The organism is Kluyvera sp., assembly GCF_047971185.1.
GTDB lineage: Bacteria > Pseudomonadota > Gammaproteobacteria > Enterobacterales > Enterobacteriaceae > Kluyvera.
The window spans coordinates 1-26,392 of record NZ_JBKDZH010000029.1 but is presented as its reverse complement, the minus strand read 5'-3'; the positions used below and the strand labels follow the sequence as shown (position 1 = coordinate 26,392).

Annotated in this window: 18 protein-coding genes and 1 pseudogene; 11 read left to right on the top strand and 8 right to left on the bottom strand. The window is 57.5% G+C overall.

Going from position 1 to position 26,392, the window contains the following annotated elements; genetic code table 11:
* Window positions 1–113: 113 nt before the first annotated feature.
* Window positions 114–4,223, bottom strand: coding sequence for a DNA translocase FtsK (ftsK, locus tag ACK5JN_RS07095; protein WP_416869507.1), 4,110 nt, complete (start codon window positions 4,221–4,223; stop codon window positions 114–116).
* A gap of 120 nt (window positions 4,224–4,343) precedes the next feature.
* Window positions 4,344–4,838: a leucine-responsive transcriptional regulator Lrp gene (lrp, locus tag ACK5JN_RS07090; protein ID WP_000228469.1), complete on the bottom strand. Its 495-nt coding sequence runs from the start codon at window positions 4,836–4,838 to the stop codon at window positions 4,344–4,346.
* 550 nt (window positions 4,839–5,388) lie between these two features.
* Between lrp and trxB the strand changes: the two genes are divergently transcribed.
* The 5 genes and pseudogenes from trxB to infA all read left to right on the top strand — a co-directional run bounded on the left by trxB (window position 5,389) and on the right by infA (window position 11,215).
* Window positions 5,389–6,354 (top strand): thioredoxin-disulfide reductase, encoded by a 966-nt coding sequence (gene trxB / locus ACK5JN_RS07085; protein WP_416869506.1) that lies wholly within the window; start codon window positions 5,389–5,391, stop codon window positions 6,352–6,354.
* Between the two features lie 123 nt (window positions 6,355–6,477).
* The gene (cydD, locus tag ACK5JN_RS07080; RefSeq protein ID WP_416869505.1) at window positions 6,478–8,244 is read left to right on the top strand and encodes a heme ABC transporter permease/ATP-binding protein CydD; all 1,767 of its coding nucleotides are present in this window, start codon (window positions 6,478–6,480) and stop codon (window positions 8,242–8,244) included.
* Window positions 8,245–9,966 carry a heme ABC transporter ATP-binding protein/permease CydC gene (gene cydC, locus ACK5JN_RS07075; RefSeq protein ID WP_416869504.1) on the top strand — a complete coding sequence of 574 codons (1,722 nt, stop codon included), beginning with the start codon at window positions 8,245–8,247 and terminating at the stop codon, window positions 9,964–9,966.
* Between the two features lie 41 nt (window positions 9,967–10,007).
* A pseudogene (gene aat, locus ACK5JN_RS07070) lies at window positions 10,008–10,712 on the top strand (leucyl/phenylalanyl-tRNA--protein transferase).
* Window positions 10,713–10,996: 284 nt separating this feature from the next.
* Window positions 10,997–11,215, top strand: coding sequence for a translation initiation factor IF-1 (gene infA / locus ACK5JN_RS07065; protein ID WP_001040187.1), 219 nt, complete (start codon window positions 10,997–10,999; stop codon window positions 11,213–11,215).
* A 105-nt stretch (window positions 11,216–11,320) separates the two neighbouring features.
* Here infA and ACK5JN_RS07060 read toward each other — a convergent pair whose 3' ends face one another.
* The 3 genes from ACK5JN_RS07060 to clpS form a co-directional block, all read right to left on the bottom strand.
* Window positions 11,321–12,724, bottom strand: a complete 1,404-nt coding sequence (locus ACK5JN_RS07060) for a DUF1996 domain-containing protein (protein ID WP_416869503.1) — start codon at window positions 12,722–12,724, stop codon at window positions 11,321–11,323.
* A gap of 153 nt (window positions 12,725–12,877) precedes the next feature.
* Window positions 12,878–15,154, bottom strand: a complete 2,277-nt coding sequence (clpA, locus tag ACK5JN_RS07055) for an ATP-dependent Clp protease ATP-binding subunit ClpA (protein ID WP_416869502.1) — start codon at window positions 15,152–15,154, stop codon at window positions 12,878–12,880.
* 29 nt (window positions 15,155–15,183) lie between these two features.
* Window positions 15,184–15,504, bottom strand: coding sequence for an ATP-dependent Clp protease adapter ClpS (gene clpS / locus ACK5JN_RS07050; RefSeq protein ID WP_064548721.1), 321 nt, complete (start codon window positions 15,502–15,504; stop codon window positions 15,184–15,186).
* A 388-nt stretch (window positions 15,505–15,892) separates the two neighbouring features.
* Here clpS and cspD point away from each other — a divergent pair, with 388 nt between their 5' ends.
* Window positions 15,893–16,114, top strand: a complete 222-nt coding sequence (cspD, locus tag ACK5JN_RS07045; protein ID WP_064548719.1) for a cold shock-like protein CspD — start codon at window positions 15,893–15,895, stop codon at window positions 16,112–16,114.
* Window positions 16,115–16,192: 78 nt separating this feature from the next.
* Here the strand turns inward: cspD and macB are convergent, their stop codons facing one another.
* Window positions 16,193–18,133 carry a macrolide ABC transporter ATP-binding protein/permease MacB gene (gene macB / locus ACK5JN_RS07040; protein WP_416869501.1) on the bottom strand — a complete coding sequence of 647 codons (1,941 nt, stop codon included), beginning with the start codon at window positions 18,131–18,133 and terminating at the stop codon, window positions 16,193–16,195.
* The gene (macA, locus tag ACK5JN_RS07035) at window positions 18,130–19,245 is read right to left on the bottom strand and encodes a macrolide transporter subunit MacA (protein WP_416869500.1); all 1,116 of its coding nucleotides are present in this window, start codon (window positions 19,243–19,245) and stop codon (window positions 18,130–18,132) included. The genes macB and macA overlap by 4 nt, the downstream gene beginning before the upstream one ends.
* Window positions 19,246–19,404: 159 nt before the next feature.
* Here macA and ACK5JN_RS07030 point away from each other — a divergent pair, with 159 nt between their 5' ends.
* Entirely contained in the window at window positions 19,405–20,358 is a 954-nt protein-coding gene (locus tag ACK5JN_RS07030; protein ID WP_416869499.1) for a VirK/YbjX family protein, read from the top strand.
* A gap of 177 nt (window positions 20,359–20,535) precedes the next feature.
* Window positions 20,536–21,492 (top strand): VirK/YbjX family protein, encoded by a 957-nt coding sequence (locus tag ACK5JN_RS07025; RefSeq protein ID WP_416869498.1) that lies wholly within the window; start codon window positions 20,536–20,538, stop codon window positions 21,490–21,492.
* Here ACK5JN_RS07025 and ACK5JN_RS07020 read toward each other — a convergent pair.
* The gene (locus ACK5JN_RS07020; protein ID WP_416869497.1) at window positions 21,489–23,147 is read right to left on the bottom strand and encodes an ATP-dependent endonuclease; all 1,659 of its coding nucleotides are present in this window, start codon (window positions 23,145–23,147) and stop codon (window positions 21,489–21,491) included. The genes ACK5JN_RS07025 and ACK5JN_RS07020 overlap by 4 nt on opposite strands.
* A gap of 372 nt (window positions 23,148–23,519) precedes the next feature.
* Between ACK5JN_RS07020 and aqpZ the strand changes: the two genes are divergently transcribed.
* From aqpZ to hcp, 3 genes are all read left to right on the top strand, one after another.
* Window positions 23,520–24,212 carry an aquaporin Z gene (gene aqpZ, locus ACK5JN_RS07015; RefSeq protein ID WP_416869496.1) on the top strand — a complete coding sequence of 231 codons (693 nt, stop codon included), beginning with the start codon at window positions 23,520–23,522 and terminating at the stop codon, window positions 24,210–24,212.
* A 154-nt stretch (window positions 24,213–24,366) separates the two neighbouring features.
* Complete coding sequence (locus ACK5JN_RS07010) at window positions 24,367–25,266, top strand: lysine exporter LysO family protein (protein ID WP_416869495.1); 900 nt, start codon at window positions 24,367–24,369, stop codon at window positions 25,264–25,266.
* Window positions 25,267–25,413: 147 nt separating this feature from the next.
* On the top strand, window positions 25,414–26,392 hold a 979-nt coding region (gene hcp, locus ACK5JN_RS07005), incomplete at its 3' end, for a hydroxylamine reductase (RefSeq protein ID WP_416869494.1).

Sequence of the window (26,392 nt, the reverse complement as noted above, 5' to 3'; positions counted from 1 at the left end):
TTAAATAGCCTCATACTCCCGCCAGGAGAGCTTCTGTCACTCACTCTAAGACTTCGTCCCGAGCGGCGACAGAAGAAAATACTGAATTTTTACTTATTTACCCATCTTTGCAATCAGTCGAACGGCGGCGGTGCCAGCACCTCACGGTTGCCGTTATGCCCCTGCTCGCTGACGATCCCCTGCGCTTCCATCTGTTCGATGATACGCGCCGCACGGTTGTAGCCGATGCGGAACTGACGCTGCACGCCGGAGATAGAGGCTTTACGCTTCTGGGTCACAAAGTTCACCGCCTGATCGAACAACGGATCCAGCTCTTCGCCGCCGTCGAAGCCACCGCCGCCGCCTTCGCTTTCGCTATCGGAGGTGATGCCGTCGATATACTGCGGACGACCGCGCGCTTTCCAGTCCTGGACCACCGCGTGGACTTCCTGGTCGCGCACAAACGCGCCGTGAACACGTATTGGCGTATTCGAGTTCGGCGCGGCGTACAGCATATCGCCCATCCCCAGCAGGGATTCCGCGCCGCCCTGGTCGAGAATGGTGCGGGAGTCAATTTTGCTGGACACCGTAAACGCGATACGGGTCGGAATGTTGGCCTTGATCAGGCCAGTAATCACGTCGACCGACGGACGCTGGGTCGCCAGCACCAGGTGGATGCCCGCGGCGCGCGCTTTCTGCGCCAGACGCGCGATCAGCTCTTCCACTTTCTTACCGACGGTCATCATCAGGTCGGCGAATTCATCCACCAGCACAACGATATACGGCAGTTTTTCCAGCACCGGATGGGTGGCGTCCATGCTATCGCCCGGTTTCCAGTAAGGATCCGGGATCGGACGGCCCATGCGGGCAGCCTCGGCAATTTTTTCGTTGTAGCCCGCGAGGTTACGCACGCCCAGCGCCGACATCAGCTTGTAGCGACGTTCCATTTCGTTGACGCTCCAGCGCAGGGCATTGGCGGCGTCTTTCATGTCCGTGACCACTTCCGTCAGCAGGTGCGGGATCCCTTCGTAAACCGACAGCTCCAGCATTTTCGGGTCGATCATGATGAAGCGCACGTCTTCCGGCTGCGCTTTGTACAGCATGCTGAGGATCATGGCGTTCACGCCGACGGACTTACCGGAACCGGTCGTACCGGCCACCAGCAGGTGCGGCATCTTGCCGAGATCGGCCACCACCGGTTCACCGGCGATATCTTTACCCAGCACCACGGTCAGCGGCGATGGGTTATCGCGGAACTTATCGCAGTCCAGCACTTCGCGCAGGTAGACGGTCTGACGCTTTTTGTTCGGCAGTTCGAGGCCGACGTACGGTTTGCCTGGGATCACTTCCACCACGCGCACGGCGACGGTCGACAGCGAACGTGCAAGGTCACGCGAGAGGTTGGAGATACGCGCGGCCTTCACGCCCGGTGCCAGATTCAGCTCGAAGCGCGTGATGACCGGCCCCGGCGAGTAGTTCACCACGTCAGCTTTGATGCGGTAATCCGCCAGACGCGTTTCCACCAGGCGCGCCATCTGCTCCAGCGCAAAGGTATCAACCGGCTCGACTTCCGTCGGCGGTGGCGTCAGTAAGTCCAGCGACGGCAGCGGCGTGGTCGGCTTTTGCAGCGGACGGTCGTCGCCGTTACGCATCAGCAGCGGGTGAATCAGGCTCTCCTGCGGCGGCGTAGCCGGCTGCTGCACGTGCTGTTGCGGCGGCGCGTACTGCGGCTGTTGCTGTGGCTGTGCATACTGCGATTGCTGAGGCTGCTGCTGCGGCTGAGCATAATGCGGTTGCTGAGGCTGCTGCTGCGGCTGAGCATACTGCGGTTGCTGAGGCGGCTGCTGATAGCCCTGGACATGCTGCGGCGGCTGTTGTTGATACTGCTGCTGCGGTGCCTCAGGCTCCGGCGTCACGCTTGGGGTAAACAACGGCGCTTTCGGCGCATCGTCAACCAGCGCTTTCATCGGTGAAAATTCGAAATCGTCGAGTGAGAACGGATGCGCACCTTCCGGCTGTTCGCTGGCATAGCGCGTCTGCTGCGAAGCGGCGAACTGGCGGGCCAGCTCGGCTTCTGCCGCAGCATCGGCGTCGTTTTCTTCCTCGGCATAATCGTCAACGTGCGACTCACCGTAGCGCTGCTGCTGGGACGCCGCAAACTGGCGGGCCAGCGCATCCTGTTCCAGCGCATCGGCTTCATCGTCGCTCAGGTTTACGTCGTCGTCATGCTGATAACGTTCGGCTTCGCGCGCGGCGCGTTCTTCGGCCATACGCTGCGACGGCAGCTTAATGCCATAGGAGGCCAGTTCGCGGCGCGTTGGCACGCGAACGCGGTTCGGGCGCGGCAGCTGCGGGCCAATGCCCTCTTTGACCTGCGGACGCGGGCCATCGGCCGGGCTAAACAACGGGGCTGACGCCGCTGCGGCTGCAGCGGTACTCGCTGCAGTCGAAGCATGGCGGACGCTCGCCGCAACCGGAGCAACGGCGGCAGAAGGTTCAGGCACGGAAACCGGCGCCGATGAAGAAGGCATCGATGCGGCACGCTGTTCAACGGGCGCTAAAGGCTCGGGGATCGGTTGATACCATGCCGCCAGCTGTTCACGTTCACGCGCGCGTTTTTCTTCGACTTCTTCAAAGTAGTAGAGCGGTGGACGGTGGGCCGGTTTCACCTCTTCTTCAACAATCGGTTCTGGCTCAACGGCAGGCGTTGGCTCAGCCGCGTACGGCTGCTGGTGAACAGGCTGCTGAGGCTGTTCATACTGCGGCTGCTCGTAAACAGGCTGCTGAGGCTGCGCGTACTGCGGCTGTTCGTAAGCAGGCTGTTGAGGCTGTTCATACTGCGGCTGCTCGTAAGCAGGCTGCTGAGGCTGCACGTACGGCGGCTGCTCGTAAGCAGGCTGCTGAGGCTGCGCGTACTGCGGCTGTTCGTAAGCCGGTTGCTGAGGCTGGGAGTACTGCGGCTGCTCGTAAGCAGGCTGCTGAGGCTGCACGTACGGCGGCTGCTCGTAAGCAGGCTGTTGAGGCTGCGCGTACTGCGGCTGCTCGTAAGCAGGCTGTTGAGGCTGTTCGTAAGCAGGCTGTTGAGGCTGAGCGTACTGCGGTTGCTGTACCGGCGGCCAGCCTTCCGGCGCAGGCGCAATTGTCGGTTCGACGGGAACCGGCGTCGGTACGGACTGCCACTCCACGCCCGGCGCAGCAGGAGGCTGCTCGCCCACGGGCGCAGCGACCTGAGACGGGTCAGTTGCCCAGGTCGGGGCCGGGGCAATGGCCGCGGCGGCGGCGAGCGGTTCGGTCACGGAATGGCCGTTTAGCAGCGGATCGTATTCATCGTACTTCGCCGCGCTCGTCGCGCTGGCACCGGAGAACAGAACATCATCGGGATCCACCTGGGCCGCATAGCGGGCCCCCTCTTCCGGCTCATCCATCCGGCGGCCAGAAAACAGCGCTTCGTCGGTTTTGCGCCCCATCGGATTGGCAAATTTTTCGGCAATACGTTTACGGCGCGCCAGCGCACCGCGCAGAATTCGGGCACGACGAGATTCGCGCGTCGTGCTTTGCTCCGCGTCGCCTTCGTCTTCATACTCGTCGTCTTCGTACTCTTCTTCATCGACCCAGGTATCGTCGCGACGGGTACGGTTGCTGGCGAAGGTCAGAATATTGAGGATCCAGCTGCCCATTTTCTCGGCAATGCTGACCCAGGACCAGCCGGTAAACAGCGTCAGGCCCGCGGCCCAGATGCACAATAAGGCAATGGTGCCGCCGCTGCTATGCAGCATCGGCTGTAGCGCGGTGCTGAGCAGGCTGCCAATCACGCCGCCGGACGCAAAGTACCAGATATCATCGGCGTTGATAGCGGCCAGGCCGCAGGAGGTCAGAATCAGCGCCAGCACGCCGATCAGGCGCAGCGATACGGCAAAATAGTCGATGTAGTCTTCGCTGGCGCGATGTCGCCAGGCAAACCAGCAGCCGCCGATGATAATCACCGGAATGGTGTAAGCCATCACGCCAAAGATGAAGAACAGCGTGTCGGCCAGCCACGCGCCGGGAGCGCCGCACAAATTATGGATAGGTTCGTGCCAGGCCGTTTGCGACCAGCTGGGATCGGAAGGATTGAAGCTCAGTAGTGCTGCCATTAGCCAGACGGCAAAAATGGCGCATAGAAGGAGTAACGCCTCAAGGAGCCGGCGTCCGCTGCTGAGTTTTGTGAGTTTGACTTCTTTGTCTTCTGTATATTCCTGGCTCAAGAAAGGCTCTCCAGGTGCCAAATGCTAAAACGGACAACAGTGCCAGATTGCGCCGACACTGTTGCTGTATGGATTAACAGGAGTGTAATCAAACTACGCTGATTTTGCACCTGTTCCGTTTTAGCGGGTCTTAATTACCAGACGATTACTCTGCTTGACCTCTTCCATCACGACGTAAGTACGGGTGTCGTTGACGCCTGGCAGGCGTAGCAGGGTCTCGCCAAGAAGCTTACGGTAAGCCGACATATCCGGTACGCGGGTTTTCAACAGGTAGTCGAAATCACCGGAAACCAAGTGACACTCTTGAATTTCTTCAAGTTTTTGCACGGCGGCGTTAAATTGTTCAAACACGTCTGGCGCACCGCGATTCAGAGTAATCTCAACAAATACCAGCAGCGATGCATCCAGATAATGCGGGTTTAACAGCGCGGTATAGCCCTGAATAAAACCCTGTCGTTCCAGACGACGTACGCGCTCAAGGCACGGGGTCGGAGAAAGTCCTACTCTTTTGGAAAGCTCGACGTTCGAAATACGCCCATCTTTTTGCAGCTCATTCAGAATGTTGCGGTCGATGCGGTCGAGATCTTTGCCAGGGCGTTTTTTACTATCTACCATTATTATTGTCTCTCTGTATTCCTTCCCTACTCCTGTCTTGACTCTGTGCACTTCACTGTTCAGAGCCTTCTCCCGTTTTCAATACGCCGTTGTTGCTGCAACGTCGTATATCCCAGGGGTTGCGTATGAGAAGCCCCGGCGCCTCGCGGCCACCCTCCGACATCACGTATGGTGTCTGTCCACACCATACGTAGATTTCAGTGATCCGGGTAAAAATGGCATTTGCGTGCATGAAAATTCACCACACGCGAAACACTGCTTTTCTTCTTCCTTGAATGTTGTCGCAAAAGCACAGGTGATTGTCAAAGCAAAACATCTTTTTTTAGTACAACATGCCAGATATTCATTATCACGCGGGCTTGATTCACATGTAATCGTCTTATAATCCGGCGGCGGGCAGTAGAAATAGTTATATTTTTTGATGTTAAAATAAACAATCAATCGGCTCACTCTATTACACATATCGTTAACAAAATCGCTGCGCTCTTTTTTTACGTCTACAAATTCCCTACAATCCCAAACAATGTCTGCCAACAATTATGGGGATCTCATGGGCACGGCCAAACACAGTAAGCTGCTAATCCTTGGTTCTGGACCTGCGGGATACACCGCCGCGGTCTATGCTGCACGCGCAAACCTGCAACCGGTACTGATTACCGGGCTGGAAAAAGGCGGTCAACTGACCACCACCACCGAGGTGGAAAACTGGCCTGGCGATCCGAACGATCTCACCGGTCCGCTGCTGATGGAACGTATGCACGAGCATGCGACCAAATTTGAAACCGAGATTATTTTTGACCACATTCACAGCGTCGATCTGCAGAACCGTCCGTTCCGCCTCACCGGCGACAGCGGCGAGTACACCTGCGATGCGTTAATCATCGCCACCGGCGCGTCTGCCCGCTATCTGGGTCTGCCGTCGGAAGAAGCGTTCAAAGGCCGCGGCGTTTCCGCCTGCGCAACCTGCGACGGGTTCTTCTATCGCAACCAGAAAGTCGCGGTCATTGGCGGCGGCAACACGGCGGTAGAAGAAGCGCTGTATCTGTCCAACATTGCGGCGGAAGTGCACCTGATCCACCGTCGTGATGCTTTCCGCGCGGAAAAAATCCTGATCAAGCGTCTGATGGATAAAGTGGAAAGCGGCAACATCGTGCTGCACACTAACCGCACGCTGGAAGAAGTGACCGGCGATCAGATGGGCGTGAGCGGTTTACGTCTGCGCTCAACCGAGAGCGATGACATTGAGTCGCTGGAGGTCGCGGGCCTGTTCGTGGCTATCGGCCACAGCCCGAACACGGCGATTTTCGAAGGCCAGCTGGCGCTGGAAAACGGCTACATCAAAGTGCAGTCCGGTATCCACGGCAACGCCACCCAGACCAGCATCCCGGGCGTGTTCGCTGCGGGCGACGTCATGGACCACATTTACCGTCAGGCAATCACCTCTGCGGGCACCGGCTGTATGGCGGCGCTGGATGCGGAACGCTACCTCGACGGTCTGGCCGACGCGTGCAAATAATCTTTACAAGTCAGTAACAAAAGTAAAAAAGGCGACGATAAGTCGCCTTTATTTTTTCTGCGATGTAACATTGCCGCGCCTATAACTGAAACCATTATCTATAAGCCACCTGCTAAGCGCCCAATGAATAAAAGTCGCCAACAAGAACTCACCCGCTGGCTCAAACAGCAAAGCGTCCTGTCTCGCCGCTGGTTGATGCTATCCCGCCTGCTCGGCTTTGCCAGCGGCGTACTGATTATTGCTCAGGCCTGGCTGCTGGCCCGTATCCTCCACCATATGATTATGGAGAGCATTCCGCGCGAAGCGCTGCTGATGCCCTTTATTCAGCTGGTGCTGGTGTTCGTCCTCCGCGCGTGGGTGGTATGGCTACGCGAGCGGGTCGGTTTTCATGCCGGGCAACAAATTCGCTTTGAGATCCGTCGTCAGGTACTGGACCGATTACAGCAGGCGGGTCCGGCGTGGATCCAGGGCAAACCGGCCGGCAGTTGGGCAACGCTGATCCTTGAACAAATTGACGACATGCACGACTACTACGCCCGCTACCTGCCGCAGATGGCGCTGGCCGCCTGCGTGCCGCTGCTGATCGTGGTCGCCATTTTCCCGTCTAACTGGGTGGCGGCACTTATACTGCTGGCCACCGCCCCGCTGATCCCGCTGTTTATGGCGCTGGTCGGCATGGGGGCCGCCGACGCCAACCGCCGCAACTTCCTGGCGCTGGCGCGTCTGAGCGGCCACTTCCTTGACCGTCTACGCGGCATGGACACCTTACGTATTTTCGGGCGCGGCGCGGCCGAGACCGACAACATCCGCGAAGCCTCGCAGGATTTTCGCCACCGCACTATGGAAGTGCTGCGTCTCGCGTTTCTCTCCTCCGGCGTGCTGGAATTTTTCACCTCGCTGTCGATTGCGCTGGTCGCGGTCTATTTCGGCTTCTCTTATCTTGGCGAACTGAATTTTGGCAGCTACGGCGCGGCGGTCACGCTCTCTTCCGGCTTCCTGGCGCTGATTCTGGCCCCTGAATTCTTCCAGCCGCTGCGTGATTTAGGCACCTTCTACCACGCGAAAGCCCAGGCGGTCGGCGCGGCCGATAGCCTGAAAACCTTCCTGGAAGCGCCGCTGGCGCACCCGGAACAAGGTGAGCAGGTGCTGGAGACCAGCGAGCCGGTTTCGCTGTGCGCGAAAGATCTGTTTATCACCTCGCCGGAAGGCAAAATGCTCGTCGGCCCGCTCAACTTCACGCTTAACGCCGGGCAACGCGCGGTGCTGGTGGGGCAAAGCGGTTCCGGTAAAAGCTCGTTGCTCAATGCGCTGGCCGGTTTCCTGCCCTACCGCGGTTCGCTGAAGGTCAACGGTGTTGAACTGCGCCACCTCCAGCCGGAAGCCTGGCATCGGTTGATGAGCTGGGTGGGGCAAAACCCACAGCTGCCGGCCGCCACCCTGCGCGAGAACGTGCTGCTGGGCAACCCGGAAGCGAGCGACGCGCAGCTGCATCAGGCGCTGGAAAAAGCGTGGGTCAATGAGTTTCTGCCGCAGCTTCCCGACGGCATCGACACCGCAGTAGGCGAGCAGTCCGCGCGCCTCTCCGTCGGCCAGGCGCAGCGCGTCGCCGTCGCCCGTGCCCTGCTTGCCCCCTGCCGCCTGCTGCTGCTTGATGAACCTGCCGCCAGCCTGGATGCTCATAGCGAACAGCGCGTGATGCAGGCGCTAGGCGAAGCCTCTACCCAGCAAACCACGCTGATGGTGACCCACCAGCTGGAAGGCCTTAGCGAGTGGGACGCTATCTGGGTAATGGAAAACGGCCAGATTATCGAGCAAGGCTCGTATTCACAGCTGGTGGCCGCCAACGGCGTTTTTGCCAGCCTGCTGGCCAATCGTCAGGAGGAGATCTAAATGCGCGCACTGTTGCCTTATCTGGCGCTCTATAAGCGCCATAAATGGCTGTTAAGCCTCGGCGTAGTTCTGGCGATTGTGACACTGCTCGCCAGCATTGGCTTGCTGACGCTGTCCGGCTGGTTCCTCTCCGCCTCGGCGGTAGTCGGGTTTGCGGGCGCTTACACGTTTAACTACATGCTGCCTGCGGCGGGCGTGCGCGGCGCGGCGATTATCCGTACCGCCGGACGTTATTTTGAACGTCTGGTCAGCCACGATGCCACTTTCCGCGTGTTGCAGCACCTGCGCGTGTTCACCTTCAGCAAACTGCTGCCGCTCTCCCCTGCCGGGCTGGCCCGTTTTCGTCAGGGCGAGCTGCTCAACCGCATGGTGGCGGATGTCGATACGCTGGATCATCTCTATCTGCGGGTCATCTCTCCGCTGGTCGGCGCGCTGGTGGTAATTCTGGTGGTCACCGCTGGGCTCAGCCTGCTCGACGTCGGCCTGGCGCTGACGCTCGGCGGGATTATGCTCGCCACGCTGCTAATACTGCCACCGCTGTTTTATCGCGCCGGTAAGCCCACCGGCGAGCAGCTGACTACTCTGCGCGGCCAGTACCGCCAGCAAGTCACTGGCTGGCTGCAAGGCCAGGCCGAGCTCACTATTTTCAACGCCAGCGATCGCTACCGTAAACAGATGGAGCAGACCGAGCTTAACTGGCACGATGCCCAACGCCGCCAGTCCGAGCTGACCGCGCTATCGCAGGCGCTGATGCTGCTTATCGGCGCCATCGCGGTGGTGGCGATGCTGTGGCTGGCCGCTGGCGGCGTGGGGGATAACCTCCAGCCGGGCGCGCTGATCGCCCTGTTCGTCTTCTGCGCGCTGGCGGCATTTGAAGCCCTCGCGCCGGTAACCGGTGCATTCCAGCATCTGGGCCAGGTGATCGCCTCGGCGCTGCGGGTAAGCCAGATCATCGAGCAGCAGCCGGAAGTGACCTTTCCGCAACACGCCAGCGTGCGTCCGCAGCAGGTCGCGCTGACGCTGAAGGAGGTCGCCTTCACCTATCCAGAGCAGGCTCAACCCGCGCTGGAACATCTCTCGCTGCACGTGGCAGCAGGTGAACATATCGCTATCCTCGGGCGCACCGGCTGCGGCAAATCAACGCTCCTGCAACTGCTGACCCGCGCGTGGGATCCGCAGCAGGGCAGCATTTTGCTCAACGATATTGCGCTTAATCAGTTCGATGAGCAGACGTTACGCCAGACCATGAGCCTGGTACCGCAGCGCGTGCATCTGTTTAGTGCCACGCTACGTGACAACCTGCTGCTGGCCAGACCGGATGCCAGCGATGACATGATCAGCGAAGTACTGCGCCGTACCGGGCTGGAGAAGCTGCTGGAAGACGCCGGGCTCAACAGCTGGCTGGGCGAAGGCGGCCGTCAGCTGTCTGGCGGCGAGCTGCGCCGTCTGGGTATTGCCCGCGCGCTATTGCACGATGCGCCGCTGATGCTGCTGGACGAGCCCACCGAAGGGCTGGACGCCACCACCGAAAGCCAGATTCTCGAGCTGCTGGCCGACGTGATGCGCGAAAAAACGCTGCTGATGGTCACCCACCGCCTGCGCGGGCTGGCGCGATTTAATCGGATAATTGTCATGGACAACGGGCAAATTATTGAGCAAGGTAATCATACAGAACTGCTGGCAAAACAAGGTCGTTACTACCAGTTCAAACAGCGTCTGTAGACTATGATTGAGTTAACTTAGTTTCGTGGGGTTATCGCGACATGCGCCTTGTGCAGCTTTCTCGTCATTCGATTGCTTTTCCCTCCCCAGAGGGCGCATTACGTGAACCTAACGGGCTGCTGGCGCTCGGTGGCGATCTTGGCCCCGCGCGTCTGCTGATGGCCTATCAGCGCGGGATCTTTCCGTGGTTCTCGCCCGGCGATCCGATCCTCTGGTGGTCGCCGGATCCGCGCGCCGTACTGTGGCCAGAACAGTTTCACCTCAGCCGCAGCATGAAGCGCTTTCACCGCCACTCCCCCTATCGCGTCACGCTCAACTATGCCTTTAGCCAGGTCATCGAGGGCTGCGCGCAGGATCGCCACGAAGGCACGTGGATCACCACCGGCATCAGCCAGTCCTACCATCGGCTACACTAGCTAGGCCACGCACACTCGATTGAGGTCTGGCAGGGTGACACGCTGGTCGGCGGCATGTACGGCGTCGCCATGGGCGAGCTATTCTGCGGCGAGTCGATGTTCAGCCGCGCAGAGAACGCCTCTAAAACGGCGCTGTACGTCTTCTGTAAGGCGTTTAGCCATGCAGGCGGCAAACTCATTGACTGCCAGGTGTTAAACAGCCACACCGCGTCTCTGGGCGCGATAGAGATCCCCCGCCGTGACTACCTTGAACATCTGAATACGCTACGCATGCAGACGCTCGAGGATAAATTCTGGGTGCCCAGGCTGCTCTTTTCGCCTGAAGCGTAAATGTTTTCAGCACAATTTCCATCAGGATGATATAATTGCCGACGAGAGTCGCTTCTGCCTTTTGCCCCGCCGCCGTTTGGGAATCGTTCGAGTCAGATAACGCCCACGTTTATCCTGCTATTTCCGGCCTGGTTCGCGCCCATCACACGCTGTTCTGGTGTGGTGAAAGGGTAATGCGCAAAAACGACTTTCGCCGATTAAGACGGACAATTCTTTACTTACATGATGAACTTCGGCATTATCTTGCCGGTTCAAATTACGGTAGTGATACCCCAGAGGATTAGATGGCCAAAGAAGACAATATTGAAATGCAGGGTACCGTTCTTGAAACGTTACCTAATACCATGTTCCGCGTAGAACTGGAAAACGGACACGTGGTTACTGCACATATCTCCGGTAAAATGCGCAAAAACTATATCCGCATCCTGACGGGCGACAAAGTGACTGTTGAGCTGACCCCGTACGACCTGAGCAAAGGCCGCATTGTCTTCCGTAGTCGCTAATCACCGCAGATAATGAGCGCCAGGCGTTATATCGCCTCGCCATTTGCCGAATAAATGATGCCCTGCTTATGCAGGGCATTTTTTTAACGCTTTCTTCCCGCCGTGTTACACCTGCGGCGTAGATTTAAAACCCGTCAGCATCAGTATTGGCTCCTGTTTCGTCGAGGCGGGTTCAAACTGATAATGGTTGCCCTGACGGTCACCGCCGATATACCACGAAATTTCCGTTTTCCCTTCCGCCAACGCTTTGCGTACCGCTTTATCGACGTCCACCATCCGGTACTCGCGCGATGCATTCAAATAAAGCTGGGTATCCGATTTATAGTTACAGGCCGGACGGTGATTCCAGGTCACGCTGTCCGCGTTCCAGTCGTTGCTGGCCGGATAGAAGAAAATCTGATCCGCGCCGTTGCTCTCAACTTTCGCGCCATACAGCCGCAGCTTGTATTTAAACAGCGAAGCATCCTGGTCTTTCGGTAGCGGTGGAATAGCGAATTTCACCAGCGTTAGCGTCTCCGGGTGATGGGTGCGGCCACCGTTCTGCCAGTTGTCGCTGATGAAGAGGTTATCCGGCGTCGGATGGCTGGCGTCGGGCTCAGCGCTGCTGACTACCGCATTCTCGGCGAGGGTAGAGAAACCATAAGGAACCTGAGTACCGCAGTCGATGCCCTGATTCATACAATGATCGGTCATATATCGCGCCCCCTCCACCGTCCAGCCGTTCATAAAATCGGCATGGGCGGTATAAATGCTGCCCCAGTGCTCTTCACGCGCGCCGTCGCGCATCACCGGATCCATCGATAGCTGGATCTTCGCGGTGTCGAGGGAGGTGATCTGCGGCAGTACCCAGGCAATGTTCATATTGACGGTCGGGAGCTTAACCGGGAAATCTGCAGGACAGGCACCGTTAACGTCATACGCGGCGTTGCTGTGGCCATGGCCCGGCTTCAGATTCACGCCGTCCCAGCAGTTGGGAAACTGAATACCGATGTTGAACTGGACCCCATCGCCCGCCTTGCGCAGCCCGCACACCTCTCCGGCTTTGTTGCTATAGCCTTTGCCGTTGGCGCATAAGAAGGTAATGCGCGAACTCGGCGCGGAGCCGTGATGATCGCCCGCCAGCAGTTCGAGGCCCGCCGGGAACGGGTGCAGCGGATACTGCTCGACGTTTGTCGTCTGATAATACGTTTTCTGATAGGCCGGCGTGACAATCTGACCATCCGGCAGCTTCATGGTCGGCGCCCAGTAGGCAGAGCTGTCGGCTTTGTTGTCGCAGGTGGTGTCAGGCTGCGCGCGCAGCGTCTGGTAAGTGGATACCGCGTCAGTGTGCGCATTGCCAAAGAAATCGTGCCACATGGCCTGATTGGGTTTGCCAAACATCATGATGGCGTCGTCGCCAAGCGTATGGTGATAAGCGCAGACCACATGGGCCTGCGGTGCAGCATTGGCCGAAAAAGCCGTAGCCGATAACAGCGGGGTCAGGCTCAGGGTGAGCGGGCTGAGTTTCATTGTGCAATCCTCCTTGTTTGAAGGCATGCAGAATTAGCAGATTGCGCTCGGTCAGGCACATCATCATGTATCAATTCATCTCATGTTCGCGCATGAGGCAAAAAAAAACCGAGCCGTCGCCAGCTCGGTTTTGTTCGTTCAGATCTTCAGCGGTTAGTGCGCCGCCTCCGGCTTATGCTTCTGCGCGCTGTGGAAGCCGTAGGTCAGCTCGTTCTTCTCGGCGTCCAGCGCCACGGTGACCTGGCCACCATCCACCAGCGAACCGAACAGCAGCTCGTTGGCCAACGGTTTTTTCAGGTTGTCCTGAATCACGCGCGCCATCGGACGCGCGCCCATCGCCCGGTCGTAACCCTTCTCGGCCAGCCAGTTGCGGGCCTCCTGGCTCACTTCCAGCGACACGCCTTTCTGATCCAGCTGAACCTGCAGCTCGACGATGAACTTATCCACCACCTGATGGATCACTTCAGTAGAGAGATGATCGAACCAGATAATGTTGTCCAGACGGTTACGGAACTCCGGCGTGAAGATCTTTTTGATCTCTTCCATCGCGTCGGTGCTGTTGTCCTGCTGGATAAGGCCAATCGATTTACGCTCGGTTTCACGCACCCCGGCGTTGGTGGTCATCACCAGCACCACGTTACGGAAATCGGCTTTACGCCCGTTGTTATCGGTCAGCGTACCGTTATCCATCACCTGCAGCAGCAGGTTAAAGACGTCCGGGTGCGCTTTCTCGATTTCATCCAGCAGCAGCACCGCGTGCGGATGCTTGATAACCGCATCGGTCAGCAGGCCGCCCTGGTCGAAACCAACGTATCCCGGAGGCGCGCCGATCAGGCGGCTCACCGTGTGGCGTTCCATATATTCCGACATATCGAAACGCAGCAGCTCGATGCCCATCGCCTTCGCCAGCTGAACGGTGACCTCCGTTTTACCCACCCCGGTCGGGCCTGCAAACAGGAAGGACCCCACCGGACGATGCTCGTGACCGAGACCGGCACGGCTCATCTTGATGGCTTCGGTCAGCGCATCGATGGCGTTATCCTGGCCGAAGACCAGCATTTTGAGGCGATTGCCCAGCGTTTTCAGCGTATCGCGATCGCTCTGGGAGACGCTCTTCTCCGGGATACGCGCAATGCGCGCCACCACGGATTCAATGTCCGCCACGTTGATCGTTTTCTTACGCTTGCTCACCGGCATCAGACGCGCCCGCGCGCCCGCTTCGTCAATCACGTCAATCGCTTTATCCGGCAGATGACGATCGTTGATGTATTTCACCGCCAGCTCCACCGCCGCACGCACCGCTTTAGCGGTATAGCGAACGTCGTGGTGCGCTTCATATTTCGGCTTCAGGCCGTTCAGAATCTGCACGGTCTCTTCTACCGACGGTTCGGTAATATCGATTTTCTGGAAACGACGCGCCAGCGCCCGGTCCTTCTCAAAGATATTGCTGAACTCCTGATAAGTCGTCGAGCCCATCACCCGAATTTTGCCGCTGGAGAGCAGCGGTTTAATCAGGTTTGCGGCATCAACCTGGCCGCCCGACGCCGCACCCGCACCGATGATGGTGTGGATCTCGTCGATGAACAGAATACTGTTGGTATCCTGCTCCAGCTGTTTCAGCAGCGCCTTAAACCGTTTTTCAAAATCGCCACGGTATTTGGTGCCCGCCAGCAGCGAGCCGATATCCAGCGAATAAATCGTGCAGTCAGCCATGATTTCCGGCACGTCGCCGCGTACGATACGCCATGCCAGACCTTCGGCAATCGCCGTTTTACCCACGCCGGATTCCCCCACCAGCAGCGGGTTATTTTTCCGACGGCGGCACAATACCTGAATGGCGCGCTCCAGCTCTTTGTCGCGGCCAATCAGCGGGTCAATGCCCCCGACGCGAGCAAGCTGATTAAGGTTGGTGGTGAAGTTTTCCATACGTTCCTCCCCGCCTGCTTGCTCTTCATTAGGTGGCTGGCTTCCGGAATCGGAAGGCTGGCTTGGCTCGTCTTTACGCGTGCCGTGAGAGATGAAGTTCACCACGTCAAGGCGGCTCACTTCATGTTTGCGCAGCAGATAGGCGGCCTGCGACTCCTGCTCGCTGAAAATGGCCACCAGAACGTTGGCGCCGGTCACTTCGCTACGCCCGGAAGACTGGACGTGGAAGACCGCGCGTTGCAGAACACGCTGGAAGCTGAGCGTCGGTTGCGTTTCGCGCTCTTCCTCACTGACCGGCAGAACCGGCGTGGTTTGTTCGATGAAGGCTTCGAGTTCCTGACGCAGCGCCACCAGATCGACCGAGCACGCTTCCAGCGCTTCACGGGCTGATGGGTTGCTGAGCAGCGCCAGCAACAGATGCTCCACGGTCATAAACTCGTGACGGTGCTCGCGCGCTCTGGCGAAAGCCATGTTTAAACTGAGTTCCAGTTCTTGATTGAGCATAGGCACCTCCCCCAATTTTCATGCCTGTATCAGGCTTGTTCCAGCGTACACAGCAGCGGATGCTCGTTCTCCCTCGCGTACTGATTCACCATCGCAACTTTGGTTTCGGCGACTTCTGCCGTAAAAACACCGCAAATTGCTTTACCCTGATAGTGAACCGTTAGCATCAACTGTGTTGCGCGTTCTACATCATAAGAAAAGAATTTTTGTAACACGTCAATAACAAACTCCATCGGAGTGTAATCATCATTGACCAATATCACTTTATACATTGACGGGGGTTTAAGCCCATCCTGAAGTTTATCTGCCGCAAGCTGGTCGAAGTCCAGCCAGTCTCTGGTCTTACTCATTGTCAGTCATCATCGTCGTTGTCATCACATGCTGCTGACGAGGCCGTGTACACGTCGGTCCGTTTTATTGACGAAATCGATGATTCATTTCGCCTGCCACGGGACCCAGCGTTCATGTGCATACAGGCTCTCAATTTACTGTAGATCATAGATAACTATCACCTATAGCTGTCATTAGCGAACTCTGTCACATTCCCGTCAATAGCGTTAACTGCTTCAAATTTTGATGCATTTTTCCCCTTCAGCCCTCCTCAAACGCTTGACGCACTGTGCGAAATATCTAAATTGTACAGGCGAGAGTTGGTGAGGTTTTGAACAACTCCTGACTCCACCAGCGGTTCATTCCATCTACTTATAAACGTATAAGAGTTACGAAGGATGTCGAAGTATGGAAATGGGTACTGTTAAGTGGTTCAACAATGCTAAAGGGTTCGGTTTCATTTGCCCGGAAGGCGGTGGCGAGGACATCTTCGCCCATTACTCCACCATCCAGATGGATGGGTACAGAACGTTAAAAGCCGGACAAGCCGTCCAGTTTGATGTCCACGAGGGGCCGAAAGGTAATCATGCTAGCGTGATTATCCCTGTGGAAGCAGAAACAGCCGCCTAGTTTACTGCCCCATTGTGTACATCCCGCTGTCAAAATGCCAGTCCTTCTGACTGGCATTTTTTCATCTGTTTTATGCCATTATTCCCGCGCCAGCGCATCCACCGGGTCGAGGCGCGCCGCGTTCCGCGCCGGTAGCCAGCCAAAGAGCACGCCGGTGAGGGTCGAGCAGATAAACGCCGTCAGCAGCGCCAGCGGCGAGAAGCCAATCTCCCAGCCCGGCAGCACCAGCTGAAGCAGCAGCGCAATCATCAATGACAGCGTCACGCCCAGCGCGCCGCCCACCAGACACACCAGAATTGCCTCGATCAAAAACTGCTGCAGGACGTTGCTGGCCCGCGCGCCGACCGCCATCCGGATGCCGATTTCCCGGGTACGTTCGGTGACCGACACCAGCATAATATTCATCACACCAATACCACCGACCACCAGCGAGATCACCGCCACCAGCGTTAAGAACAGCTGTAATGTATGTGTGGTGCGTTCCGCCGTTTTCAAGACGCTGTCCATATTCCAGACGAAAAAATCTTTCTTGCCGTGACGCAGGCTCAGCAGCCGGGTCAGTTGCTGCTCGGCGAGACTGCTGTCGTAACCCTCTTTTACCCTGACGGTAATGGAGTTCAGCCACGCCTGGCCCATCACCCGCCCGGACATCGTCGAGTACGGTAGCCAGACGCGCAGGATCTTGCTGCTGCCGAACATCGACTGTTTCTCATCCGCCACGCCAATCACCGTCGCGGGGGTATTACCAACGAGAATGACTTCCCCCACGACGCTGGCCTTGTTGGGAAACAGCTGGCGGCGCGTGTTGCTGTCGAGCACCACCACCTGCGAGCGTTCCGCGGCCTGGACATCATTAAAGGTATTGCCTTCGCTGAAGATCATGCCATAGACGTTAAAATAGTGCTGACCGATGCCCTGCACGCTGGCGGCCACGTCGATATTGCCCGCGCGGATGCGCAGGTTTTTCGACACCGACGGCGTCACCGAGCTGACCCACGACTGCTTTTCGATCGCCAGCAGATCGTCATACTTCAGCGACTGCTGATACTGCGGATCGTCATCGCCGAAATCTTTACCCGGATAGACATCGATGGTGTTAGTGCCGATAGATCGAATGTCCGCCAGCACCATTTGCTTGGCCGCATCGCCCACCACCACGATCGACACCACCGAGGCGATACCGATAATAATCCCCAGCATGGTCAGCAGCGTGCGCATTTTGTTGGCCACCATTGCCAGCCAGGCCATCGACAGCGCCTCGCGGAAGCTGTTGCTGAACTGCCCCCAGCCGGAGGCGTTCTGCGTAACCGGCTGGCGCGCTGCCACCGTCGTCTGCCGCGCCGGGGGATTATGAATAATTTCGCCGTCGCGAATTTCAATCACCCGCTCCGCCTGCGCCGCCACCTGCGGATCGTGGGTGACGATAATAATCGTGTGCCCCTGCTCCTTAAGCTGATGGAGAATCGCCATCACCTCTTCGCCGGAATGGCTGTCGAGCGCACCGGTGGGTTCATCGGCAAGGATCACCTGGCCGCCGTTCATCAGCGCGCGAGCGATACTGACCCGCTGCTGCTGGCCGCCGGAAAGCTGAGACGGCGCATAATCCACGCGGTCTTCCAGCCCCAGGCGTTGCAGCAGCTGCTTCGCCCGCGCCAGCCGCGCCTTGCGCTCCACGCCCGCGTACACCGCCGGAACTTCCACGTTCTGCGCCGCCGTCAGGTGCGACAGCAGATGATAGCGCTGGAAAATAAAACCAAAGTGTTCGCGGCGCAGCGCGGCGAGCGCATCGCCGTCCAGCGTCGCCACGTCGGTTCCCGCGACCCGGTAGGTGCCGCTGGTGGGCTTATCCAGGCAGCCGAGAATGTTCATCAGCGTCGATTTGCCCGAACCAGAGGCCCCGACGATCGCCACCATCTCGCCAGCGTTGATGTGCAGCGAGATGCCCTTGAGCACCTCGACGCTACCGTCACCGGAAGGATAGCTGCGCCGGATATCGGTCAGTTCAAGCAGCGCGGTCATTTGGCCGCTCCGGCTTTACCCTCTCCGACAATCACCTCGTCGCCTGCTTCCAGTCCTTTGGCAATCTCAACGTCGGTGTCGTTACGCGCGCCAATCACCACTTCGCGCGTCTTCACTTCGCCGTTGCGCAGCAGACGCACGTTGTAACGGTTATCCCCCACGCTATCGCCCAGCGCCGACAGTGGAATGGTCAGGACATCGTTCACGCCGCCGAGCTGGATATGCACCTGGGCGGTCATCTCCAGGCGCAGCACGCCGTTCGGGTTAGGTACCTCAAAGCGGGCGTAATAGAAGATGGCATCGTTAACTTTCTCCGGCGTCGGCAGGATGTCCTTCAGCGTCCCTTCGTAGCGCGTCAGCGGGTCGCCAAGCACCGTAAACCACGCTTTCTGCCCGGGTTTCAGATGGATAACGTCCGCTTCGGAGACCTGCGCTTTCACCAGCATGGTGCTGAGATCCGCCAGCGTCAGAATGTTCGGCGCCTGCTGGGCGGCAATCACCGTCTGCCCTTGCAGTGTGGTAATTTGCGTCACTTCGCCGCGCATCGGCGCGACGATGCGGGTGTAGTCGAGGTTGGTTTTGGCGGTATCGAGCGACGCCTGATTGCGCTTAATCTGCGCGTCGATGGTGCCGATTTGCGCCTGCTTCACCGCCACATCGGTAGCCGCAGTGTCAAGATCCTGACGCGACACCACCTGGGTTTTCGCCAGCTGTTGCTGCCGGGAAAAGGTCACGCTCGCAAGCTTCCATTCCGCTTCCGCCTGTTTACGCTGCGCGCGCAGCTCCATCAGCGTGGCTTCGACCTCTTTAATCTGGTTTTCTGCCTGTTCCGGGTCAATCACCCCTAAAAGCTGATCTTTTACTACCTTATCGCCAATATTCACCGACAGGGTTTTCAACTGCCCGCTCACCTGCGCGCCGACGTCGACTTTGCGCAGCGCGTCGAGCTTACCGGTGGCCAGCACGCTCTGTTCAAGCGCGCCTTTACGCACAATCAGCGTCTGATAATTGGGCAACGGCGCATTGAGCATTTTCCAGACGGCAATCAGCGCCACAATAATCGCGACGAGCACCAGCCAGTACCGTTTTTTTAATTTTCCCTTGATGATCATAAATTCCTGAAATCCCCAAAATTTCGACAGAATGTGAAGTCAAACTTCAACACAAGCTAAACAAACTGAGAAAAGTCTTAGCAAAAACCCCACGCCGCTCATTGATTCACTTTGGTGATGTTAAAATCGTCACTCATATGCAATTCTGGATAGTAAACCATGTCACAGCTCAGCGAAAATTCATTCGAATCTTCCCGCCACTCCTCCGCCCTCAGCCTCTTTTTTAGCCTGTTTAGCGGGCAATGGCGTCCCGGTGAATACTGGGACCAGCGCAGCTTCCGTCGGAAGTTTATGCTGCGCTCCTTACTGATGCCGCGCCTGAGCCGCGAATGGATGAGCGAACTGTCGCAATGGTCCCATCTGGATGCACTGCTCACGCGCCAGCCGCGCCTGCCGGTGCGCCTGCACCGCCCGTATCTGGCGGTCAACTTTAGCCGCCATCAGGTGCTGGACGCGCTGCGTTACCACTATACGCTGCTGTCGGAGGCGATGTCCTCAGCAGAGTTAACCGCCTACCTGAATACGCAGGCCCTGCCGCTGGCGCAGATGGAGGGTAAAAATGGTGACACCTTTACCCTTGAGCTGACTATGCAGGTTAACCTGGATAAAGAAGGCGATAGCACCATTCTGATGCGCAACGCCGACGGCGACGTGCTGGCGGAGATGACCTTTACCCTGCTGGACTACCAGAACCAGCGCACGCTATTTATTGGCGGTCTACAGGGCGGCAAACGCGATTTACCGCACGAGGCTATCCAGAATGCGACTAAATCCTGCCACGGCCTGTTCCCGAAACGTCTGGTGATGGAAGCCATCTGCCGTTTTGCCGAACGCCTGCACGTGGAGCAGATCCTGGCCGTGAGCAACGACGTGCATATTTTCCGCGGCGAACGTTACCAGGATAAGAACAAAAAGATCCTTTCTGATTATGACACTTTCTGGGAAGCGCTAGGCGGTGAGCGCGATAATCAGGGCTATTACCATATCCCGGTGACCATCGTCCGCAAAGATATCGCTGAAATTGCGAGTAAAAAACGCGCGGAGTATCGCCGTCGCTATGAGCTGATGGATACCATTCAGGCCCAGATGTCGGGCTTATTCAGCCAGCCTTGATACGTTTTTTCTCCACGCCGCCCGAGCGGCGTGGAGAAACCGCCAGAAAACGGACACGAACAAACCTAAACGATTCATCAACAAAGACAAATCTTCACATTCTTTGCATTTGTTGAAATAGCGTTGAAGATTCCGTTGCTTAAATAGGCAAAACCTCCCTGTAATGAGATTTTTCCTATGTCGAGCCTTGTCGAGCTTTCTGCTTCCACGCATCCACAACCTGAATCCAGTTGGCACCTTTTTCGACTGCTGTCGACCGGCACGCTTGCGCCCGGCCGCGCATGGAAAAACCCGGCTTACCGACGTAAATTCCTGCTGCGTTCGCTGAGCACCCCGCGAATGACCGGCAGGCTGCTGAGCAGCCTGGCAAAACAGCCGCAGCTGATGCAGATCCTTAACGTTCAGCCCGGCCTGCCGTGCCGCCTGCACCGTCCGTGGCTGTGCACGCACCTGAATCACCAGCAAACGATTGATGCGCTGTGCTGGCACTACCAGCAGATGCTGGCGCAGCTGCCGGAAAACGTCGCTGCCCATTATCTCCCCCCCCGCGGCGCACTGCTGGCCACCCTCAACGGTAAAAACGAAGAGCTGTACACTCTTCGTCTATGCGCTGACGCGATGCTGGACAAAGAAGGGGAAGCGACGATTACCTTCCACGATGAAAGCCACACCGTGCTGGCGGAGCTGACGTTTACGCTGTGCCAGTACAACGGGGTGAATACGTTGTTTGTCGGGGGTCTACAGGGGGCGAAAGCCGACGTGCCGCATCAGCTGATTCAAAGCGCCACCAAAGCCTGTCACGGTTTGTTCCCGAAACGCCTGGTGGTGGACGCGCTGTTAACGCTGGGCTCGCTGCTGTCCGTCGAGCACGTCCGCGCCGTCAGCAACGAAACGCACATCTACCGCAGCCTGCGCTACCGTCGTAAGAAACGCGACAAGCTGCATGCGGACTACAACAGTTTCTGGGAGTCGCTCGGCGCGCAGACCGACGGCGAAGGAGATTATGTTTTACCGCTGGCGCTGCCGCGTAAAACCATGGAAGAGATTGCCAGCAAGAAGCGCGCGGAGTACCGCCGCCGCTACGCGCTGCTGGACGCGCTCCAGCAGCAAATTGTCGAGACCATTCAGCGTTAATCGGCCTTCCCGCGCGCCAGCCAGACGACGCGGGAAAACATTTTCTTTAGCAGGGGCGGAACGGCTTCAATACCGCGGCGCCCTGCTTCCATCGCCACTTCAATCGCTAGATCCGGCTTGGACGAACGGTGAATCGCCTTGGTGATCACCCGCCGCATATTCATCGGGATATTTTCCGGCAGCTGCGCGACGCGGTGATAAACGCTGGCAAACCCCTGGCGATACATAAAGTGTTCCATATCCGGCGCCGGCAGCGTCGTCAAATGGTGATGTTCAGCTTCGCGATCGTTATTCAGCAGGCCGCGCACCGTCGCCGCATATTTTTTCCCCGCCTCATCGCCATCGACCAGCACGTGCCACTCAATGCCCATCCGGCGGGCGAACTTAATTAACGGCTTGAGCCCGGACTGGGCAAACTCAATCACCTTCACCCCTTCGGCGTCGAAGTGGTGGCCACACTGGCGCGCCAGTTCGTTGATCACCCAGGTTTCGGTTTCGCCTTCCACCAGCAGCCAGCAGCGGGCGAACAGCGACGAGGCGCGGTTAAAACGAATGTGGAACGAGATGCGGCGGCTGTCTTCGGCGTTCATCCCCTCTGGCCCCAGCCGCCAGGCCGACACACGGGAGGACTCGCGCACCAGGCGGCAGACGTTCTGCATCGGCGTCAACGACAGCAGCTCGCCGGAATTGGTGGTGGCGATGCGCTGTAGCGGCAGCAAATTCAGCAGACTCCAGGCCACCGACAGCATAATCGGATGCAGCCGCGTTTCCGGGTCTTCCACCAGCAGCAGCGGGCGGGCGTCTCTATCCAGCCTGACCGTCCCTTTGGCCTGCAACAGGGTTGAAAACATGCCTAACAGGATCACCCGATGATTACGTGCGCCGGGTTTATCAATCATGCGGTTGATCAGATCCAGATAGCGCCAGCTGCGCTGCTCATCGTTAGAGCGTCGGCGCATTAGCCGCTGGATGGCTGGCCCGGATCCCTGCTCGGAGAAGTAGTGCTCCAGCAGTTGCCCCATCGCCGCCAGCCCCTGGCGGATCTGGCCGTCGCTGAGATTCTGCGGGCTGGTGACCAGCTCGCGGGAGAGATAATCAAGCTGGCGGGCGGTAATTTCCACATCGGGCACGTTTGGCACGGTGCCGTTACGGATCCGCCGCATAAAGCGGGCGTCGCGCAGGCGCAGCACCGGCATCAGGCGAATCAGCTCGCGCGCCTGGGCGTCAATATCGTCAAGATCCAGCGCCTGACCATCGCTATCGATAAAGCTGCGGAGCGTCAGCACGCTGCCGTCGGCGGCGAGCTCGCCTTCCAGCCGATAGAAAATGCGACGATAGCCGTCATCGCACAGCGTCCAGCAGTCGGAGAGCCCGCGATAGCGCCGCCCACGGTAGCGGCCCGGTTCGTTCTCGCGGAACGTCAGGATAATATGCAGATGGTGTTCACGCCCCTGTACGTCGCCGGGGGGGAACCAAAAATCATTATACACGAAGTGGTACAGCGGTTCGTGCGGGGAAAGCAGCAGCGTCAGCGCATCCAGCAGGCTCGATTTACCCCACGCGTTTTCGCCGATTAAGACGTTATTCTCCTCCAGCATTAACGATAAACGGTTAATGCCGCGAAACCCTGCAATTTCGGTGCGCTCAAGAAGCATAACTCCTCCGTAATACGCTAGCTGACATCCTTTGTTATCGGCAGTATAGCGGTATGCGCCGCCCCTGGCACCGACTGGCCGCCCGCTTTCGGACAGGGTGATGCTTTATTAACCGCTGAAAGTGATAAAGTGCGCTCTCTATCACCTTCCCCGATTATTCCGAAAATAATGCACTACACTCTACTTCAAAGAATGAATTGCTTAAGGAATAACACCACATTGTTTTGTATCAAAGTTCGGCGACTTATTTAACTGGTTAAAGGATGACGTTCGTTTTTAAAATAATGAGGACTATGCCTGCCACTCTTTTTGGTAGGGATATATTCAGTCGTCACCCTTTATGACGATAATAATTTTTAATTCGAGGTGGTTATGTTTAGAAAATTGGCTGCAGAGTGCTTCGGTACCTTCTGGCTGGTATTTGGTGGTTGCGGTAGCGCCGTTCTGGCGGCGGCATTCCCGGAATTAGGTATTGGTTTTGCGGGCGTCGCGCTGGCGTTCGGTTTAACCGTTCTCACCATGGCATATGCCGTTGGCCATATCTCTGGCGGCCATTTTAACCCGGCGGTGACGCTCGGCCTGTGGGCTGGCGGTCGTTTCCCGGCGAAAGAAGTGATCGGCTATATCGTCGCGCAGGTTGTCGGCGGGATTATTGCCGCAGCGGTACTGTATTTAATTGCCAGCGGTAAAGCGGGCTTCGACGCGGCGGCCAGCGGCTTTGCCTCCAACGGCTACGGCGAACATTCACCGGGTGGCTACTCCATGCTGTCCGCTATCGTGATTGAAATCGTGCTGACCTGCGGCTTCCTGCTGGTGATTCACGGCGCGACCGATAAAAACGCCCCGGCAGGCTTCGCGCCGATCGCTATCGGCCTGGCGCTGACCCTGATTCACCTGATCAGCATCCCGGTGACCAACACTTCCGTTAACCCGGCGCGTAGCACCGCGGTGGCAATCTTCCAGGGAGGCTGGGCGCTTGATCAACTGTGGCTGTTCTGGGTGATGCCGATTATTGGCGGTATCCTCGGCGGCGTGATTTACCGCACCCTGCTGGAAAAGAAATAATTGAGTCACGGGCTTCGGCGATCGTGCCGTAAAGCCCAGTGAGGTGCAACGCCCCGAATTTGGGGCGTTGCCAATGACATCATTGCTTTACTCGGTATGCGGTTTTCGGTAGTGTCGGTGCGCGATTTAAAAACGACAAGGAACCGTGTTCGTCATGTTATCGGGACTGCTCATCATTCTGGTGCCGCTGGTTATCGGCTACCTGATTCCCCTTGCCCACCGCGGCACATTACAGCTGATTAATCGCCTGTTAAGCTGGATTGTTTATCTGATTCTCTTCTTTATGGGGATCAGCCTAGCCTTTCTGGATAATCTGGCGGCCAATCTATTATCCATCTTCCATTATTCTGCTATTAGCATTGTGGTTATTGTGCTGTGCAATATCGCGGCGCTGCTGTGGCTGGAAAAAGTGCTGCCGTGGGGGCATCCGCATCATCAGGAAAAATTACCCTCGCGCCTCGCGATGGCGCTGGAATCCTTAAAGCTGTGCTTTGTGGTTATTGCCGGTTTTGTCCTTGGATTGAGCGGGCTTTCATTTTTACAGCACGCCACCGATGCCAGCGAATATACGCTCATCTTCCTGCTGTTCCTTGTCGGCATTCAGTTACGAAATAGCGGCATGACCCTGCGACAAATTATTCTCAACCGTCGCGGCATGGTGATTGCGCTGGTGGTGGTGGCCAGCTCAATGGTCGCTGGGGTGATTAATGCGTTTCTGCTGGGTCTGCCGATAAAAACCGGTCTGGCGATGGCTTCCGGCTTCGGCTGGTACTCGCTGTCCGGCATTCTGCTGACCGATGCCTACGGCCCGGTTATCGGCAGCGCTACCTTCTTTAACGACCTGGCGCGCGAGCTGCTGGCGATTATGCTGATTCCCGGCCTGGTTCGCCGCAGCCGCTCTACCGCGCTCGGCCTGTGCGGCGCGACCTCAATGGACTTTACTCTCCCGGTGCTTCAGCGCTCCGGCGGCGTAGAAATGGTGCCACCGGCCATCGTTCACGGTTTTATTCTTAGCCTGCTGGTGCCGCTGATGATGGCGTTCTTCACCGCATAATACCTCCATGGCGGTAGCCTTCGCTGCCGCCAAAATTGCGCTAAATCAACCTCCCTTTAAGTTGCACTAAAAATGCCTTTTCAAGGCTGAAACTCAGGCTTACCCTTAAACATGTATATTAAATATAACTTTAAAAAGGTGTGACCCATGTTTTGTGTGCAATGTGAACAAACCATCCGTACTCCGGCAGGGAACGGCTGCTCTTACGCTCAGGGTATGTGTGGTAAGACGGCTGAAACGTCCGATCTGCAGGATCTGTTGATTGCGTCTCTGCAAGGTCTGTCCGCATGGGCGGTGAAAGCACGTGAATACGGCATCATCAACCACGACGTTGATAACTTCGCCCCGCGCGCGTTCTTCTCTACCCTGACCAACGTTAACTTCGACTCCCCGCGTATCGTCGGCTATGCGCGCGAAGCCATCGCCCTGCGCGACGCGCTGAAAGCACAGTGCCTGGCTAAAGACGCTAATGCCACCGTCGATAACCCAATGGCTGACCTGCAGCTGGTGAGCGACGATCTGGGCGACCTGCAAAAGCAGGCGGCGGAATTTACCCCGAACAAAGACAAAGCGACGATTGGCGAGAACATTCTCGGCCTGCGCCTGCTGTGCCTGTACGGCCTGAAAGGTGCGGCAGCTTACATGGAACACGCGCACGTTCTCGGCCAGTACGACAACGATATCTACGCTCAGTACCACAAAATCATGGCGTGGCTGGGTACCTGGCCTTCCGATATGAACGCTCTGCTTGAGTGCTCTATGGAAATCGGCCAGATGAACTTCAAAGTGATGAGCATTCTGGACGCCGGTGAAACCACTAAATACGGTCACCCGACGCCGACTCAGGTCAACGTTAAAGCCACCGAAGGTAAATGCATCCTGATCTCCGGTCACGACCTGTACTCTTTGTACAACCTGCTTGAGCAGACTGAAGGCACCGGTGTGAACGTGTATACCCACGGTGAAATGCTGCCAGCACACGGCTATCCGGAACTGCGTAAGTTCAAACACCTAAACGGTAACTCCGGCAGCGGCTGGCAGAACCAGCAGGTTGAATTCGCCCGCGTCCCTGGCCCAATCGTGATGACTTCTAACTGCATCATCGACCCAACCGTTGGCGCCTACG

Coding starts and splice junctions, on each gene's coding strand:
- lrp (WP_000228469.1), bottom strand. CDS start 4,838: ATGGTAGATAGTAAAAAACGCCCTGGCAAAGATCTCGACCGCATCGAC.
- trxB (WP_416869506.1), top strand. CDS start 5,389: ATGGGCACGGCCAAACACAGTAAGCTGCTAATCCTTGGTTCTGGACCT.
- cydD (WP_416869505.1), top strand. CDS start 6,478: ATGAATAAAAGTCGCCAACAAGAACTCACCCGCTGGCTCAAACAGCAA.
- cydC (WP_416869504.1), top strand. CDS start 8,245: ATGCGCGCACTGTTGCCTTATCTGGCGCTCTATAAGCGCCATAAATGG.
- infA (WP_001040187.1), top strand. CDS start 10,997: ATGGCCAAAGAAGACAATATTGAAATGCAGGGTACCGTTCTTGAAACG.
- ACK5JN_RS07060 (WP_416869503.1), bottom strand. CDS start 12,724: ATGAAACTCAGCCCGCTCACCCTGAGCCTGACCCCGCTGTTATCGGCT.
- clpA (WP_416869502.1), bottom strand. CDS start 15,154: ATGCTCAATCAAGAACTGGAACTCAGTTTAAACATGGCTTTCGCCAGA.
- clpS (WP_064548721.1), bottom strand. CDS start 15,504: ATGAGTAAGACCAGAGACTGGCTGGACTTCGACCAGCTTGCGGCAGAT.
- cspD (WP_064548719.1), top strand. CDS start 15,893: ATGGAAATGGGTACTGTTAAGTGGTTCAACAATGCTAAAGGGTTCGGT.
- macB (WP_416869501.1), bottom strand. CDS start 18,133: ATGACCGCGCTGCTTGAACTGACCGATATCCGGCGCAGCTATCCTTCC.
- macA (WP_416869500.1), bottom strand. CDS start 19,245: ATGATCATCAAGGGAAAATTAAAAAAACGGTACTGGCTGGTGCTCGTC.
- ACK5JN_RS07030 (WP_416869499.1), top strand. CDS start 19,405: ATGTCACAGCTCAGCGAAAATTCATTCGAATCTTCCCGCCACTCCTCC.
- ACK5JN_RS07025 (WP_416869498.1), top strand. CDS start 20,536: ATGTCGAGCCTTGTCGAGCTTTCTGCTTCCACGCATCCACAACCTGAA.
- ACK5JN_RS07020 (WP_416869497.1), bottom strand. CDS start 23,147: ATGCTTCTTGAGCGCACCGAAATTGCAGGGTTTCGCGGCATTAACCGT.
- aqpZ (WP_416869496.1), top strand. CDS start 23,520: ATGTTTAGAAAATTGGCTGCAGAGTGCTTCGGTACCTTCTGGCTGGTA.
- ACK5JN_RS07010 (WP_416869495.1), top strand. CDS start 24,367: ATGTTATCGGGACTGCTCATCATTCTGGTGCCGCTGGTTATCGGCTAC.